We start from the raw sequence: 16,114 nt of genomic DNA, 5'->3' as shown, positions 1-16,114 counted from the left end.
TACCCCTCTGTTGCTCATGCCGCTACCGCTCAGCCCTTGACCGCACCTTGCAGGCCACCGACGATCTGCTTCTCGGCGAACGTGAAGAAAATTAGTGCCGGCAACATCGCCAGCGAGGTGAAGGCGAGGATGCCCGCTGTGTCGGAGGTGTACTGACTGGAGAAGTTCTGCACGCCGAGCGGCAGGGTGTGCAGGCTGGCGTCGCCGAGCACCAGCAGCGGCAGGAGGAACGCGTTCCAGCTGGTGACGAACGCCAGGATGCCGACGGTGACGAGCGCCGGCCGGGACAACGGCAGCATGATGCGCCAAAGGAAGCCCAGCCGGCCGGTGCCGTCGATCGCGGCGGCGTCCTCCAGTTCGCGGGGGACGGCGGTCAGGAACGGCCGCAGGATCACGATGGTCAGCGGCAGCGCGAAGGCGACCTGCGGCAGGATCACCGCGTAGTACGAGTTGATCAGGTTGAGGTCGCGCAGCATCAGGTAGAGCGGCAGGATCGCCGCCCCGGCCGGGAAGAGCAGGCCGAGCGTGAAGAAGGTGTAGAGCACCTCCCGTCCGCGAAAACTGTAGCGGGCGAGCACGAACGCGGCACTGACGCCGAGCGCCACGACGCCGAGCGTCGTGCCCAACGACACCACCGCGCTGTTGAACACCTGCCGCCAGAAATCGCTCTGCGTCAGCACCCGGGCATAGTTGTCCCAGACCCAAGGGTCGGGCAGCCCGGCCGGGTCCGCGACGATCTGCGGCGTGGTGCGAAAACCTCCGATGATCACGTAGACCACCGGGGTGATCGACACGGCCGCGACCGCGAGCGCCAGCGCGTAGGTGAGCGGGTTACCCCACGACACCGGGCGGCGCTTCGCGCGCGTTGACAGGACGGCGTTCGCGGTCACGGTCAGTTCGCCTTTCTGGTGATGGCGCCCTCGATGTCACGACGCAGCAGGAAGCGTTGGAACAGCACCGCCGCCACGAACGAGATGGCGAACAGGATGACCGCCACCGCGTTCCCGTAACCCCACAACCGGGCGAAGAATCCGTTGTCCACCATGTACGTCGCCATGGTGGCCGACGCACCGAGCGACCGTACCGCCGGCACCGAGGTCACCCAGATCACGTCGAAGACCTGCAACGAACCGATCATGGACAGGAACATCCAGATCCGGATCGTCGGGCCCAGCAACGGCAGGGTCACGTGACGCTGGGTCTGCCACCAACCGGCGCCGTCGATGGCTGCGGCCTCGTTCAACTCCTGCGGAACGTTCGACAGGCCGGCGAGCAGCAGGATGATGGCGAAGCCGACGTACTTCCAGGTGAGGATGAACAGCAGCGTCCAGATGACGAGGTCGAGGTCGGCGAGCCACGCCTGCACCAGGCCGCCCATGCCCAGCGACTGCATGAACGCGTTGACCGTGCCGGCGTCGGACAGCAGCAGCTTCCACATGATGCCGACGGTGACCTCGGCGAGCACGTACGGCACGAATGCCAACAGGCGGAACACGGTGCGCCCGCGGAAGTTGCGGTTCAGCAGCAGGGCCACGCCCAGGGCGATGGGCCCCTGGATCAGCAGCGACCCGAACACGATGATCCCGTTGTTGCGCAGCGCGTCGAGGAAGATCGGGTCCTGGAAGGCCAGGACGTAGTTGTCGAAGCCGACAAAGTCGGTGGGCGGTCCGACGCCGCGCCAGCGGAAGAGGCTGTAGTAGAAGGCGAAGCCCATCGGTACCAGCACGAACATCACGTAGACGATCACGGCTGGCGTCGTGAGGCCGATGATCTCGTACCACTTGCGGCGGGTCTCGGCGGCCCGGGAAGAAGGGCGCCGAGCGGGCCGCGGGCCCGCCGGCGGCGCAGCTGCGCCGCCGGCGGGGTCCACGGTTGGGTTGGTGGAGGTCACTTGCGCGCGGCCGCCTTCATGGCCTCGACCACCTGCTCGGGCGTGCCGCTGCCGGCGAAGATGGCAACGATCGCGTCGTTCATCGCGTTGCCGACGGTGCTGCCGAAGGCCGTGTCCAGCCAGAGCTGCACGTAGGTCGCGCTGGTGGTGGCCTCCAGGATGGACTTGAGGGCGGGGTCCTTGACGCCTTCCTCGGCACCCTTGGCGACCGGCAGGCCGGTGCCGGTCTCGGCGTAGCCCTTCTGCACCTCGGTGCTCGCGATGTACTTGAGGAACTCGACGCACTCGGCCGGGGCGTTCTTGGCGCAGGCGAAGCCGTCGCCACCGCCGAGGGCCGCCTTCGGGTCACCAGCGGAACCGGTGATCGCCGGCACCGGGAACCAGCCGATGAACTTGTTCAGCGCCGCCTGGTCGGTGGTGATGGTGTCCAGGCTGCCCTTGTTCCAGTCGCCCATCAGCTCCATCGCGGCCTTGCCGTTGGCCAGCAGGCCGTTGGCGCTGGTCGGGTCGTTCTGGCCCGGCGTGGCGATGAAGTTGTCCTGGAACGGTTCGGTGTCGATGAAGGCCTTCAGGTCCTGGCCGGCCTTCACGAAGCACTGGTCGTCGAAGACGTTCTCCAGGGACGCCTTCCGCAGCGTGTCGACCGAGCAGGCACGCAGCGCGAAGTTGTACCACCAGTGCGCGGCGGGCCACTTGTCACCGGCACCGACAGCGATCGGAATGACGTCGATCGCCTTGAGCTTGGTGACGGCATCGTTCAGCTCGTCGAACGTGGCCGGCGGAGCGGCGATGCCGGCCCGCTCGAACATGTCCTTGTTGTACCAGATGCCCTCGATGCCCATCCGGTACGGCAGGCCGTACTGCTTGCCGTCGACCTGCCAGATCTCGACCGCGCTGCCGATGTTGGCAGCCTCGTCCTTGACCTGCTCGGTGATGTCCTTGAGGTAGTCGGCCTCGACCTGCTCGCGGATCTCGCCGCCGCCCCACGCCTGGAAGATGTCCGGCGGGTCGTTGCTCAGCAGCGCGGCGGGCAGCCGGGTGCGCTGGAGTTGGTTGGTCTCGATGCCCTCTATCTCGATCGTGACCGTGGGGTGCAGCGCGTTGAAGTCCTTCGCGACCTTCTCCCAGTAGGTCTTGCCCGCCCCGTCCTGGGAGGCGTTGTGCCACCAGGTCAGGGTCACCGGGTTCTTGAACAGCTCGCTCTCGGAAGGCGCTTCGGAGTCGCCGCCGCCGCAGCCGGCGGCGAGCAGTGCGGTGGTGATGGACAGTGCCAGGACGGTGGTTACGCGACGCTTTATAGCCATGGGTTTCTCCTCGACCAGTCAGTCGGGTGCTCGGCCTGACGGCGAGTTTTACAGCCCTGTAACTAAGTGTCAATCGGTGTCGATAACGTTTTCGACTCGCCTGCAACGCGGGGCGGACGGCCCTCTATCATCGTCGGCGTGGTGTTCCCGCAGCGTGTGAAGATGTCGGACGTGGCCCGCACGGCCGGCGTCTCGGTGGCTACTGTATCCAAGGTCGTGAATGGCCGTTACGGCGTCGCACAGGCGACCGTGGAACGGGTCCAGCAGGTCATCCACCAGCTCGGATACGAGGCCAGCCTGGGGGCGCAGAGTCTGCGTAGTCACCGCACCAACGTCCTGGGCATCCTGGTCGCCGAGTTCGAGCCGTTCTCCACCGAGCTGCTGAAGGGCGCCTCCACGCAGGTCGCCGGCACCGGCTACCAACTGCTTGCCTACTCCGGCGGCGACGGCGCCGGGCGGGCGGTCGGCTGGGAGCGGCGGTCACTGGCCCGCCTGTCGGGAACCCTCATCGACGGGGCCGTGATCGTCACGCCCACGGTGGTGGAGACCAAACAGGGCTTCCACGTCGTGGCCGTCGACCCGCACACCGGGCCGTCGGGCCTGCCCACCATCGACTCCGACAACTTCGCCGGCGCGGTGCTCGCGACCAACTACCTGCTGTCCCTCGGGCACCGCCGCATCGGACACATCAGCGGACGCCCCGACCTCGAGTCGTCCCGGCTGCGTGAGGCGGGCTTCCGCCAGGCCATGGCCGACGCCGGGATGCCGGTGGACGAGCGGCTCGTGCGCGTCGGCGGCTTCCGGGTCGAGAGCACCGCCGGCACGGCCACCGAGCTGCTCGTGCTCCCCGACCGACCCACCGCCGTCTTCGCCGGAAACGACCTCTCCGCCATCTCCACCGTAGATGTGGCCCGGGGCATGGGCCTGTGCGTTCCCGACGACCTCTCGGTGATCGGCTTCGACAACATCCCGGAGTCGGCGCTGGTCAACCCGCCGCTGACGACGATCATGCAGCCGCTGCAACAGATGGGGGCCGAGGCGCTTCGCCTACTCGTCGACCTGATCGCCGGCGTCGAACGCGACATCCACATCCGGCTCCCCACCGAACTGGTCGTCCGCGCCTCCTGCCGCCCCCTCGCCCCGTCCGAGGTTCCCACCGCGTAGGTCCTGGCGGACGGCGTTCGCGAGATGCGGCGCCTCCCGGCATTCGTGACGAGGCGGCGGCCGACGAGCCACGTGCGGCGAGCCGCAGCGGCACCAGCAGAATGTCAGGAGGTGCCGGCGAGGACGGCGGCCGTGTCGCGGTGCAAAGTCCCGTCGGCGACGACGACCCGATAACGGCCGTGCCGGCTGGTGCCGGCCGGGACGGCCGTGGTCCGCTCGTAGGCGAAGGCCACACAGACCCCCGGATACATGGTGGTCCGGACGAACCACCGGTCGTCAGCGCCCAAGCCGGAGAAGACCAGGGTGTACGCCCCCCCTTGCGGCGCCCGCCCGCGTAACGCCACCCACGGCTGGTCGCACCCGTTGACCGCCACCTCACCGTCAAGCGAGTCGGTGAACACCTCGGGCGGCTCGGCCGCGACCGCCCGCCAGAAGAACCCGCCGTAGCCGGCACCTCCGGGACGGCCGTTGGTGGCCGGGCTGCCCAGCGTCACGTCCCGCCCGATCGGAGCGGTGAGGGTGCTGTCGACGTCGAGCCGCCAGGCGTCCGGATGACCGGGCACCGCCGTGGCGGTCAGCCGACGTCGCTCGGTCAGTAGCACCGACCCGGTTGGATCGCACCAGTGCAGCAGGTGGTCGAGCCGATCGTCGGCGCGGTGTCGCCAACCTGCGTGGCTGATCCGGCCGTGGTCGGCGCGCCAGGTGTAGCCGACGTCGCGCACGTACGTCCGCCCGCCCCAGAGGTTGGTGCCGTCGACGTCCTGCACCGCCAGGGACGCACCGAGGTGCCAGACGTGGTCGTCGGGCAGCGCTTCGGTCACCGGAGTGCCGGCCAGGGTACGCACCGGGTGCAGGTAGGGCCGGGGTCCGTGCCTGGCGTCGAGGTCGGGCGCGAGCACGTAGCGGGCGACCGGCACACCACCGACCAGCAGATCCGCGTCGCCGTCGGTCACGGCAACTCCGCCCGGACGACCGGCCGGCGGCGGGCCACGGCGTGCACGGCGGCCAGCAGATACCCCGCGAGGATCGGCACCGCGACCGGGGTGACCAGCACACCGAGCAGCGCCGCGACCGCGGTGGTGCCGGCCAGTCCGGCCCAGTGCCCGGGATGATCGAGGCAGACCCGGGCGGCCTGGACGGCCGCCGTCCGCCATCCGATGCCGCCGGTCCGGCCCACCTCGACCACCACCGCGGCGGCGTACCCGAGCAGCCCCGCCGCGACGGCGGTGGTCAGACTCGACGCCACCGCCCCGCCCGGCACTCGACCGGCGGCCAATGCGGTCAGGTTGGCGGCGAGCAGGCCCACGGTGGCCAGCACGATCAGGGCCACCGGCAGGCCCGGCAGCAGGCCCCGACCGAACCGCGACACGGTACGCCGCGCCGTCGGCCAACTGCCGGTGGTGAGCCAGTCGTGCACGGCCGCGCTGGCGGCGCCGACCGCGGCGCCGGCAGTCAGCACCGGTGCCGCGGCGAGCACGGTCAGGATGCCCAGCAACGCCAGGTCGGCCGCGTCCCGGACGGTGTCCCGCCAGTCCCGAGCCGGCTCACGCCGCCCGGGGGGAGAGTCAGCCCTTGAGTCCACTGGTGTTGATCCCCTCGACGAGCATCCGTTGGAAGGCGACGAAGAACACGAAGACCGGCAGCAGGGACAGCACCGACATCGCGAACATCGGTCCGACCGCGCTCTGGCTGGTCGAGTCGATGAACAGGGTCAACGCCACCGGGACCGTGTAGTCGCTCAGGCTGGACAGGAAGACAAGCTGCCGGAAGAAGTCGTTCCAGGTCCAGATGAACGAGAAGATCGCAGTGGTCACCAGGGCGGGACGGCTCAGCGGCAGGATGACGTGCCGGAAGATGCCGAACGCGTTGGCGCCGTCGATCCGCGCCGCCTCGTCCAACTCGCGCGGGATACTCCGCATGAACTGCACCATGAGGAAGACGAAGAACGCCTCCGTGGCGAGGAACTGCGGGATCAGCAGCGGCAGGTAGGGCCATTCGCCGCCGACTAGGCCGAGGCTGCGGAACAGGATGTACTGCGGCACGATCAGCACGTGCCCCGGCAGCAGCAGCGTGCCGATCATGACGGCGAACCACATCCCGCGTAGCCGGAATCTCAGCCGGGCGAAGGCGTACGCGGCCAGCAGGCAGCTCACCGCGTTGCCGACCACGGTGAGCATGCTGACCATCACACTGTTCAGGAAGAACCTGCCGAAGCTGACGTCGAAGTTGCCCCACCCGTTGGTGTAGTTGCCCGGGGTGAACCGCTCCGGCAGCAGGCCGATGTTGTTGACGATCTCCTCCTGCGACTTGAAGGAGGTGCCGATCATCCAGATCAGCGGGTAGAGCACGACCGCGACGATGGCCAGCAGCACGATCAGCCGCAGCCAGGAGCGGCTGCGCGGGCGTTGCGGGCGGGTCGCCACGGGCGGGGCCACGGTGCTCGCCACCATCAGCGGTCCTCTCCGTCGGAGTAGTGCACCCAGAACCGGCCGGTGCTGAAGAAGACGGCCGTGATGCTCGCGATGGCGATCAGGAACACCCACGCCATCGCGGAGGCGTAGCCCATCTCCAGGTCGGTGAAGCCGGTGATGTAGAGGTTGAGCGTGTACATCAGGGTCGAGTCGACCGGCCCGCCGGTGCCGTTGCTGAGCACGAACGCGGCGGTGAACCCCTGGAATCCGTTGATGGTCTCCAGCACCAGGTTGAAGAAGATCACCGGGGAGAGCATCGGCAGGGTCACGTTGACGAACTGCCGGAACTTGCCGGCGCCGTCGACCGAGGCGGCCTCGTACAGCTCGGTCGGCACCTGCTTGAGCCCGGCCAGGAAGATCACCATCGGTGCGCCGAACTGCCAGATGGCCAGCACCATGAGCGTCTCCAGCGCCCAGTCCGGGTCGTTGACCCAGGGCTTGCCCTCGATGCCGAACAAGGCGAGGAAGGAGTTGAACGCCCCCTCGCGGTTGAACATGTTCACCCACACGATGGCCAGCGCCACGCTGCCGCCGAGCAGCGACGGCAGATAGAACAGGCCGCGGAACAGCCCGACGCCGCGCCAGGCCCGGTTGAGCAGCAGGGCCACCCCGAGCGCCGCGGCCAGTTTCAACGGCACCGCGATCAGGGCGAAGCTGAGAGTGACCCGTACCGAGTGCCACCACGACGGATCGCTGGTGAACATCCGTTCGTAGTTGGTCAGCCCCACCCACTGCACCTCGGAGAACGGGGTCAGGATGTCGTAGTCGGTGAAGCTGAGGTACAGCGACAACAGCATGGGTATCGCCGTGATGCCCATCAGACCGATGAGCCAGGGCGACAGGAAGACGTAACCGGCCAGACCTTCCCCGTGCCGGATCCGTCCGGTCCCGCGCCTGGTGGCGTCGGGCCGGACGGATCCGGTGCCGCGGCGGGTCGGGTCGGGCGCCGTGGTCGGTGCCACGAACTGCTCCTCTCCGGGTACTGCGGCGGATCAGGAGGCGATTGCTGCCTTGCACGCCTCGACGAACTGGGCGGCGGCCTCGGCGGGAGTGGCCCGGCCGTACTGGGCGTTCTCGGCGGCCTTGGTCAACTCGGCGCGGACCTTGCTGTGGCCCTTGATCGGCACCTGGGGCGACTCGCCGAACGACGCGGCAAGCTCGGTCTCGACCGCGATGGACTGCTTCATGGCCTCGTCGGTGGTGTCGTCGCTGACCACCCGGCGCAGGTCGAGGTTGGACGGCAGGCCCCGGTCGGTGCCGAGCAGCTTGACCGCATCCTGGTCGTTGGCCAGGAAGTTGATCACGTCGACCGCGATCTCCGCGTTCTTGCTGCCCTGGAAGACCGACCAGTACATCGAGGCACGGGCCCACTGACCGCTGGGATCACCCGGGTAGGCGATGACACCCAGCTCGTCGGCGGTGTTCTTCTTCAACTCCGGCATCTGGTTGACCCAGACCCAGGAGGTGGCCGACTTGCCGGTCACCACGAGCTGCTTGGTGATGTCGGTGGCGTTGCCCTCGTGGATCACGTCGGGGGTCGGGGTGGCACCCCGGTCCCGGGCGCCCTTCCACAGCTCGAACCACTTCGTCACGTCCTCGGCGGTGAAGCCGAGGTCGTTGCCGGCGTAGAGGTCCTTGCCCTGCTGGCGTAGCCAGACCCAGAACGCCTTGTAGTCGGCGCTGGGGTCCTGGGTGCCGGGCACCTTGGTCTTCTTGGCCACCTCTTCGGCCCAGGCGATGTGCGCTTCCCAGCTCATCCCGGTGGTCGGCTCGGGCAGCCCGTTCTTGGTCAGCAGCGTCTTGTTGTAGACCAGACCCTGGGTGTTCTCCCCGGCCGCCAGGCCGGCGAGCTTGCCGTCGACCACGCCGTACTGCAGCAGGCTGGGCGGGAACTTGGTGGTGTCCAGGTCACCGGAGTCCTGGTGCGGCTTGAGGTCCAGGGTGGTGTTGCGGGCGGCGTACTCGGCGAGGAAGTTGTCGTCGATCTGGAAGATGTCCGGCGGGTTTCCGCCGGCGGTGAGGGTGGCCAGCTTGTCGAAGTAGCCCTGGTTGGCCTGCCAGGTCTTCTCGAAGATGACGTCCGGGTTCTTCTGGGTGTAGAGATCAAGAGCCTGCTCGGTGAGCTGGGCCCGGGCCTCGCCTCCCCACCAGAAGATCGAAATCTTGGTCGTGCCGTCGGAGGCGGCATCATCGCCGCAGGCCGCGGCCGCGCCGACCAGCGGCAGGGCCACGACGGCGGCGAGCAGGCCGCGCAACAACCGGCGGCGGAACAGGGAGGTACGGTGGGTGCGCCGGTCAGGCGCGTCGACGGTGGGGTGCGTTGCGGGGTGCATGTGCGCTCAACTCCTTGGCGTTAGGAGGCGACGACGTCACCGGCGGCCACGATCGGGTCGCCCGGGTCCGCACGGCGATGCGGACCCGGGCCAGCGGCAGCGGCACCGGAACGTTCCCGGCCGGCATGGGGGCCCGGCGCGGTGGAGTCGCGGATGACCAACTCGGTCTGGAGCATTACCTGTGCGGTGGTGCGACGGACGCCGACAGCCACGGTGGCACCGCCCCCGCGCCCGGAGCGGGGAAAGTCGGTGTCATGTTGCAGCAACATGTCGACGGCCGTCCGGCCGGCGGCCGCGGTTGGCGTGGCCACCGTCGTCAGCTTGGGGCGGGTGAGCCGGCTGAGGGAGATGTCGTCGACGCCGACGACACTGATCTCCTGCGGCACCCGGATCCCGAGTGCGTCGAGCCCCTCGAGGAGGCCGATCGCCATCAGATCGTTGTAGACGAGCACGGCGGTGACGCCGGCCCGGTGCACCTGCTCCGCCTGGGCGAAACCGCCGTTCTCCGTCGGCGGGTTGGGGCCGAGTACCGTCAGGTCGGCGCCCGCTGCCCGGGCGGCGACACCGGCTGCCCGGCGCAACTCCCGGCTGGTCCAGGAGCCCCGTGGGCCGGCGAGTAGCGCGATCTCCCGATGCCCCAGTCCGGCGAGGTGCTCGATGGCGCAGCGGGCACCTTGACCGACATCCATCAGGACGCACGGCAGGCCGGCCAACTGGCGGTTGACCACCACCAACGGCACCTCCCGGCTGAGCTGCTCGATCAGGCTGTTGCTCATGCGTGGGCTGCACAGCAGCACCCCGTCGACCTGCTTGGCCAGGGCGTGGACCAGCTCTTCCTCGGCTGCGGCGTCCTCGTTGGTGTCGGCGACGAAGACGTGGTAGTCGCGATGCCGGGCCTGGCTCTCCGCCGCCTTGATCAGGGGCGGGAAGAACGGGTTGGCGATGTCGGCGATGATCAGGCCGATGTTGTGGGTACGACCCGTGATGAGTGCGCGGGCGGCCCGGTTCGGCCGGTAGCCCAGATCCTCGGCACACGCCAGTACCCGCACCCGGGTCTCGGGGTTGACCAGGTGCGGCGCGGAGAAGGTGCGGGAGACCGTGGAGATGTGCACGCCGGAGGCTCGTGCCACATCCCGGATGGTGACTGGCATTCAGGCCTCCCTCATCGATGTGTCGGCGGTCACGGTGCCGCCAATTAATGCAAACGGTTGCCTCAGTGTCAACGACGAATGATTACAGCTGTGTTGCGGAGACGCTCCTTTTGTGTGCCGAACAGCCATCAAAGGGGGCAAAGGCCACCGGTTTGTTGCGCCCCGTTGACTCCGCTGGATCGACCGTGGTTACTTCAGTGCAAAGGTTTGCATAAAGATCGAGGAGGATCGGTCTGTGTCACCGCAACCCGGCAAGCGAGTCCGGCACGCCGTGGTCGGCACCGGCGCCCGCGCCGAGATGTTCGTCCGGGCACTGGTCCGCGACCACGCAGACACCACCGAACTGGTCGCGTTCGCCGACCTCAACCAGGCCCGGATGGACGCCCACAACCGGTGGCTCGGCGAGCTGGGCCATCCGCCCGTACCGACGTACCACGCCGATGACTTCACCGCGATGCTGGCCAAGGAGCGAGTCGAGGTCGTCCTGGTGACCTCCGTGGACGTCACGCACGACCAGTACGTGGTGGCCGCCCTGGAGGCCGGCTGCGACGTGGTCACCGAAAAGCCGATGACCACCGACGCGCCGCGCTGCCAACGCATCCTCGACGCGGTACGACGCACCGGCCGGCGGGTGACCGTGGCCTTCAACTACCGCTACAACCCCCTGCACGAACAGCTTCGACGACTGCTCGCCGAGGGCGCGGTCGGCGAGATCGGCTCGGTGCACTTCGAGTGGCTGCTCGACGTGCGGCACGGCGCCGACTACTTCCGCCGCTGGCACCGCGACAAGGCCAGCTCCGGCGGCCTGATGGTGCACAAGGCCAGCCACCACTTCGACCTGGTCAACTGGTGGCTGGACGCCACGCCGGTGCAGGTGTACGCCGCCGGCCGGCTCTTCTTCTACGGCGCCGACGGCCGCCGGCACGGCTACGCCCGCGACTACGACCGGGCCCACGGCAGCCCGGCCGCCGACAACGACCCGTTCGCGTTGCGGCTGGCCGAGCACCCCCGCCTACGTGAGCTGTACCTCGACGCGGAGGTCTCCGACGGCTACCACCGCGACCGCAACGTCTTCGCCCCGGGGGTGAGCATCGAGGACGACATGGCCGTGCTGGCCACCTACTCCACCGGCGCCACCATGAGCTACCACCTCACCGCGTACGCGCCCTGGGAGGGTTACCGGGTGATGGTCAACGGCAGCCGCGGCCGGCTGGAGCTGGAAGTCACCGAGAGCGAGTTCGTCAGCCCGGCCGCGGCGGGCGCGCTCAAGGGCGCCGCGCTACACGGCACGGAAGCCGCCGCCGAAGGGGGCGGAGCCACGCTGACCCTGCGCCCCTTCTGGTCCCCGCCGCAGCTCATCGAGGTCGACGGCTACAGCCGCCACGGCCACGGCGGCGCCGACGCCCGGATGACCCAGGTGCTGTTCGGCGGCGTACCCGATCCGTTGCACCGCGCCGCGAGCGCCCGCGACGGCGCGCTGGCCCTGCTCACCGGCCTGGCCGCCAACCGGTCCTTCGACACCGGCACCCCCGTGCGGGTCGCCGACCTGCTCACCCTCGACTGATCTCGACCACAGGAGCCGCAGCCCGTGCCCACCTCGACCCGACCCGACCTGCTCCTCCCCGCCGAGCCCGGCCAACGCGCGCTGGCCCGGGAGCTGTACGCGCTGGTGGCGCGGTTGCCCATCATCTCCCCGCACGGACACGTCGACCCGGCGCTGCTGGCCGAGGACCAACCGTTCCCCGATCCGTCCCAGCTGCTCATCGTGCCCGACCACTACGTCACCCGGATGCTGTTCAGCCAGGGCGTGCTCCCGGCAGAGCTGGGGGTACCCACCCGCGACGGCACGCCCGTGGAGACCGATGGGCGACGCATCTGGCGGCGCTTCGCCCAGCACTGGCACCTGTTCCGGGGCACCCCCTCCCGGCTGTGGCTGGAACAGACCCTCACCGGCGTGTTCGGCGTCGAGACAGGGCTGACGCCGCAGACCGCCGACGAGGTGTACGACGCCCTGTCGGCAAAGCTCGCCGAGCCCGACTTCCGGCCCCGGTCGCTGTACGAACGGTTCAACATCGAGGTGCTCGCGACCACCGAGTCACCGCTCGACGATCTGGGGCGCCACGCGAAACTCGCCGTCGACGGGTGGGGCGGCCCGGGCGGGCGGGTGGTCACCACCTTCCGCCCGGACAACGTGGTGGACCTCGACTTCGACGACTGGTCGACCAACGTCGACCGGCTCGGCGAGATCGCCGGGGAGGACACCGGCACGTACGCCGGCTACCTGGCCGCGCTGCGCTCGCGCCGGGCCGCGTTCATCGCCGCCGGCGCCACCTCCTCCGACCACGGCCACCCCACGGCCCGCACCTGCGACCTCGGTGCCGACGCGGCCACGCTATTCGACCGGGCTCGCCGGGGCGCGGCGCAGCCGGGCGACGCGGAGGCGTTCCGGGCGCACATGCTGCTGGAGTTCGCCCGGATGTCGCTCGACGACGGCCTGGTCATGCAGCTACACCCCGGCGCGGTACGCAACCACAACCGGTGGCTGCACGCCCGGCACGGCCGGGACGTCGGCGGGGACATCCCGCAGGTCACGGAGTACGTGCACGCGCTGGCGCCACTGCTGGACGCCTACGGCAACGATCCGCGGCTGCGGGTGGTGCTCTACACCCTCGACGAGGACACCTTCACCCGGGAGCTGGCGCCGCTGGCGGGCGGGTACGCCGCCCTGCTGCTCGGCGCGCCCTGGTGGTTCCTGGACTCCCCCGAGGTGCTGCGCCGGTTCCGGGAGACGGTCACCGAGACCGCCGGCTTCTACAACACCGCCGGGTTCGTCGACGACACCCGGGCGTTCTGCTCCATCCCGGTCCGCCACGACGTGGCGCGTCGCATCGACGCCGGATTCCTGGCCCGGCTGGTCGCCGAGCACCGGCTACCCATGGACGAGGCCGCCGAGACCATCGTGGACCTGGCCTACCGGCTGCCGAAGCAGGTCTTCAAGTTCGGGGAGAGCTCATGACCACCATCACCGACGTCACCGTGCACGACGTGCGGTTTCCCACCGCCGCCAGCGGCGACGGCTCCGACGCGATCAACCGCGGCGACTACTCGGCCACCTACGTAGAGCTGGGCACCGACGGCGGTCCGACCGGTGCCGGGTTCACCTTCACCAACGGCCGCGGCAACGAGATCACCTGTGCCGCGGTCCGCGCCCTGCGGCACCACGTGGTCGGCCGTACGGTGCGGGAGATCACCGCCGAGCCGGTGGCCTTCTGGCGCTCGCTCGTCGCCGACGTGCAGCTGCGCTGGCTGGGCCCGGAGAAGGGGGTCATCCACATGGCGACCGGCGCGCTGGTCAATGCCGTGTGGGACCTGCGGGCCAAGCTGGCCGGCAAGCCGATGTGGCGCTACCTCGCCGAGCTGCCCACCGACGAGCTGGTCTCCAACGTCGACTTCCGGCACATCACCGACGCGCTGACCGCCGACGAGGCGGCGGCGATCCTCGACAAGGGGCGCGACGGGCTGGCCGACCGGCTGGCGCTGCTGGAGCGTGACGGCTTTCCCTCGTACACCACGTCGGTGGGGTGGCTCGGCTACCCCGACGACAAGGTGCGGGCGTTGACCCGGGACGCGTACGCCCAGGGGTGGCGGGCGATGAAGATGAAGGTCGGTGGCCCGCCCGCCGACGACCTGCGTCGCGCCCGGATCATTCGGGCGGAGATCGGCCCGGACGCACTACTCATGATGGACGCCAACCAGGTGTGGGACGTCGACGAGGCGATCACCAACATGACCGCCCTGGCCGAGGTGGACCCGTACTGGATCGAGGAGCCGACGCACGCCGACGACATCCTCGGTCACGCCCGCGTCGCCCGCGCGATGGCCGAGCTGACCGGTGGACGGTGCCGTGTCGCCACCGGCGAGGTGGCCGCCAACAAGGTCATCTTCAAGCAGCTGTTGCAGGCCGAGGCAATCGGTGTCATGCAGATCGACGCCTGCCGGGTCGCCGGGGTCAACGAGGTCCTCGCCGAGATCCTGATGGCCGCCAAGTTCGGCGTGCCGATCTGCCCGCACGCCGGCGGCGTCGGCCTCTGCGAGTACGTGCAACACCTTGCGATCTTCGACTACCTGCGGGTCGGCACCAGCATTGAGGGGCGGATGGTGGAGTACGTCGACCACCTGCACGAGCACTTCGTCGACCCGGTGCGGACCCGCGACGGGCGCTACCTGCTGCCGACGGCACCGGGCTACAGCGCCACCATGCGCCCGGAGTCGATCGCGACCTTCCGTTTCCCGGACGGTCCGGCGTGGCGGTGACCGTGGGCGCGTCCCGGCTCGACCTGGACGCGGTGCGTCGGCTGCCCGCCGAGGCCCGCCCCCTGGTCCGCCCGGGCGCCGTCGCCGCCGGCGTGGTGCACCTGGGGCTCGGTGCCTTCCACCGCGCCCACCAGGCGGTCTACACCGAGCAGGCGATCGCACTGGCCGGCGGCGACTGGGGCATCATCGGAGTCGCTCCGCGCAACGCCGAGCTGGTGCGGACACTGGCCGCGCAGGACAACCTGTTCAGCGTCAGCACGCTCTCCGCCGCCGACCGACGGACCCGGGTGATCGGTGCCCTGGCCGGGGTGCGGCTGGCCGCCGCCGACCCGCAGGCGGTGGTGGCACTGCTGGCCGACCCGACGATCCGGGTGGTCACCCTGACGGTCACCGAAAAGGCGTACCAGCTTGATCCGGCCGCCGGCACGCTGCGTCCCGACCCCGAACTGGTCGCCGACCTGACCACCGGCCGCGCCCCGGCCACCGTGCCGGGGCTGCTGGTCCGTGGACTGCTGGCCCGGGCCGCCGCCGAGGCGGGGCCGATCGCCCTGGTCAGCTGCGACAACCTGCCCGCCAACGGCCGCCGGCTACGCGGTCTGGTCACCCAGTCCCTGGCGTACGCGGGCGCACCGCAGCCGGCGGTCGACTGGGTCGCCACGCAGGTCGGCTTCCCCGGCACCATGGTGGACCGGATCGTACCGGCCAGCACTCCGCAGACCCTGGTGGCGGCCCAGCGGGCGCTCGGCGTCGAGGACCTCGCGGCCGTGGCGGCCGAGCCGTACACCCAGTGGGTCATCGAGGACGACTTCCCCGCCGGGCGACCCGCCTGGGAGCGGGCCGGAGCGGTGCTGTGCGCCGACGCGGGTCCCTGGGAACGGCTGAAGCTGCGCACTCTCAACGGCGTGCACTCCGCCACCGCGTACCTCGGCGCCCTGGCCGGCTGCGAAACCATCGCGGACGCGCTCGCGCTGCCGCACCTGGCCACCGTGCTGCGTCGGCTGATCGCCGAGGACGTGGCGGTCAGCTTCGTGCCACCCGCCGGCGTCGACGTGGTCGACTACGGCGAACAGGTGCTGGAGCGCTTCGAGAACCCGGCGATCCGGCACCGCACCCTGCAGGTGGCGATGGACGGGTCACAGAAGCTGCCGCAGCGGATCCTGCACACCGTCGGCGACCTGCGGGCGGCCGGTCGGCCCGCCCGCTGGGCCGCGCTGGCCGTCGCCGCCTGGATCCGCTTCGCCCAGGGCACCGCCGACGACGGCCGGTCGCTGCCGCTGGACGATCCGCTGGCCGGGCGGATCAGGGTGGCGCTCGCCGCCGCGCCGCAGACCCCCGCCGGTGCGGTCGACGCGGTGTTCGCCCTCGACGAGGTCGTCCCACCCGAGGTGGCCACCGACGCCGAGGTACGCGCCGACGTGGTCACCTGGCTCACCGCCCTGCACCGCCACGGCGTCCCCGCCACCCTGGCCGCTGCGTCATGACAGTA

The 16,114-nt window shown here is 69.9% G+C and carries 14 protein-coding genes; 5 read left to right on the top strand and 9 right to left on the bottom strand.

Annotated features, from left to right (window positions below):
- Positions 1-29: 29 nt before the first annotated feature.
- The 3 genes from ACFHWY_RS15245 to ACFHWY_RS15235 are packed head-to-tail and all read right to left on the bottom strand — an operon-like array spanning position 30 to position 3,195.
- Positions 30-890 (bottom strand): carbohydrate ABC transporter permease, encoded by an 861-nt coding sequence (locus tag ACFHWY_RS15245; RefSeq protein ID WP_416580844.1) that lies wholly within the window; start codon positions 888-890, stop codon positions 30-32.
- Positions 891-892: 2 nt separating this feature from the next.
- Positions 893-1,891 carry a carbohydrate ABC transporter permease gene (locus ACFHWY_RS15240; RefSeq protein WP_416580843.1) on the bottom strand — a complete coding sequence of 333 codons (999 nt, stop codon included), beginning with the start codon at positions 1,889-1,891 and terminating at the stop codon, positions 893-895.
- The gene (locus tag ACFHWY_RS15235) at positions 1,888-3,195 is read right to left on the bottom strand and encodes an ABC transporter substrate-binding protein (protein WP_416580842.1); all 1,308 of its coding nucleotides are present in this window, start codon (positions 3,193-3,195) and stop codon (positions 1,888-1,890) included. The genes ACFHWY_RS15240 and ACFHWY_RS15235 overlap by 4 nt, the downstream gene beginning before the upstream one ends.
- 138 nt (positions 3,196-3,333) lie before the next feature.
- Here ACFHWY_RS15235 and ACFHWY_RS15230 point away from each other — a divergent pair, with 138 nt between their 5' ends.
- Complete coding sequence (locus ACFHWY_RS15230; protein ID WP_416580841.1) at positions 3,334-4,359, top strand: LacI family DNA-binding transcriptional regulator; 1,026 nt, start codon at positions 3,334-3,336, stop codon at positions 4,357-4,359.
- A gap of 104 nt (positions 4,360-4,463) precedes the next feature.
- Here ACFHWY_RS15230 and ACFHWY_RS15225 read toward each other — a convergent pair whose 3' ends face one another.
- Genes ACFHWY_RS15225 through ACFHWY_RS15200 form a run of 6 tightly spaced genes read right to left on the bottom strand, consistent with a single transcriptional unit; the run spans position 4,464 to position 10,314 of the window.
- Positions 4,464-5,312, bottom strand: coding sequence for a PmoA family protein (locus tag ACFHWY_RS15225; protein WP_416580840.1), 849 nt, complete (start codon positions 5,310-5,312; stop codon positions 4,464-4,466).
- The gene (locus tag ACFHWY_RS15220; protein ID WP_416580839.1) at positions 5,309-5,941 is read right to left on the bottom strand and encodes a hypothetical protein; all 633 of its coding nucleotides are present in this window, start codon (positions 5,939-5,941) and stop codon (positions 5,309-5,311) included. The genes ACFHWY_RS15225 and ACFHWY_RS15220 overlap by 4 nt, the downstream gene beginning before the upstream one ends.
- Entirely contained in the window at positions 5,925-6,809 is an 885-nt protein-coding gene (locus ACFHWY_RS15215) for a carbohydrate ABC transporter permease (RefSeq protein ID WP_416580838.1), read from the bottom strand. Before ACFHWY_RS15215 ends, ACFHWY_RS15220 begins: the two co-directional genes overlap by 17 nt.
- Positions 6,809-7,792, bottom strand: a complete 984-nt coding sequence (locus ACFHWY_RS15210; RefSeq protein WP_416580837.1) for a carbohydrate ABC transporter permease — start codon at positions 7,790-7,792, stop codon at positions 6,809-6,811. The genes ACFHWY_RS15215 and ACFHWY_RS15210 overlap by 1 nt, the downstream gene beginning before the upstream one ends.
- Before the next feature lie 30 nt (positions 7,793-7,822).
- On the bottom strand, positions 7,823-9,163 hold the full coding sequence (locus ACFHWY_RS15205) for an ABC transporter substrate-binding protein (protein ID WP_416580836.1): 1,341 nt from the start codon (positions 9,161-9,163) through the stop codon (positions 7,823-7,825).
- 20 nt (positions 9,164-9,183) lie between these two features.
- Positions 9,184-10,314 (bottom strand): LacI family DNA-binding transcriptional regulator, encoded by a 1,131-nt coding sequence (locus ACFHWY_RS15200; protein WP_416580835.1) that lies wholly within the window; start codon positions 10,312-10,314, stop codon positions 9,184-9,186.
- A gap of 235 nt (positions 10,315-10,549) precedes the next feature.
- Between ACFHWY_RS15200 and ACFHWY_RS15195 the strand changes: the two genes are divergently transcribed.
- From ACFHWY_RS15195 to ACFHWY_RS15180, 4 genes are read left to right on the top strand one after another with little or no spacing between them, the layout of a single operon-like run.
- Positions 10,550-11,878 (top strand): Gfo/Idh/MocA family protein, encoded by a 1,329-nt coding sequence (locus ACFHWY_RS15195; RefSeq protein ID WP_416580834.1) that lies wholly within the window; start codon positions 10,550-10,552, stop codon positions 11,876-11,878.
- Between the two features lie 24 nt (positions 11,879-11,902).
- Complete coding sequence (uxaC, locus tag ACFHWY_RS15190) at positions 11,903-13,330, top strand: glucuronate isomerase (protein ID WP_416580833.1); 1,428 nt, start codon at positions 11,903-11,905, stop codon at positions 13,328-13,330.
- A complete protein-coding gene (locus ACFHWY_RS15185) occupies positions 13,327-14,628 on the top strand; it encodes an enolase C-terminal domain-like protein (protein WP_416580832.1) in 1,302 nt (433 codons plus the stop codon). Before uxaC ends, ACFHWY_RS15185 begins: the two co-directional genes overlap by 4 nt.
- On the top strand, positions 14,619-16,109 hold the full coding sequence (locus ACFHWY_RS15180) for a mannitol dehydrogenase family protein (RefSeq protein ID WP_416580831.1): 1,491 nt from the start codon (positions 14,619-14,621) through the stop codon (positions 16,107-16,109). Before ACFHWY_RS15185 ends, ACFHWY_RS15180 begins: the two co-directional genes overlap by 10 nt.
- Positions 16,110-16,114 lie beyond the last annotated feature (5 nt).

The organism is Micromonospora sp. LOL_024 (assembly GCF_048060415.1).
Taxonomy (GTDB): domain Bacteria; phylum Actinomycetota; class Actinomycetes; order Mycobacteriales; family Micromonosporaceae; genus Micromonospora.
This window is presented reverse-complemented; position numbering and strand designations above follow the sequence as displayed.

What these genes read in the sequence shown, in the direction of transcription:
- ACFHWY_RS15235 (WP_416580842.1), bottom strand. Translation starts at nt 3,195, where the DNA reads ATGGCTATAAAGCGTCGCGTAACCACCGTCCTGGCACTGTCCATCACC.
- ACFHWY_RS15215 (WP_416580838.1), bottom strand. Translation starts at nt 6,809, where the DNA reads ATGGTGGCGAGCACCGTGGCCCCGCCCGTGGCGACCCGCCCGCAACGC.
- ACFHWY_RS15205 (WP_416580836.1), bottom strand. Translation starts at nt 9,163, where the DNA reads ATGCACCCCGCAACGCACCCCACCGTCGACGCGCCTGACCGGCGCACC.
- ACFHWY_RS15200 (WP_416580835.1), bottom strand. Translation starts at nt 10,314, where the DNA reads ATGCCAGTCACCATCCGGGATGTGGCACGAGCCTCCGGCGTGCACATC.
- ACFHWY_RS15185 (WP_416580832.1), top strand. Translation starts at nt 13,327, where the DNA reads ATGACCACCATCACCGACGTCACCGTGCACGACGTGCGGTTTCCCACC.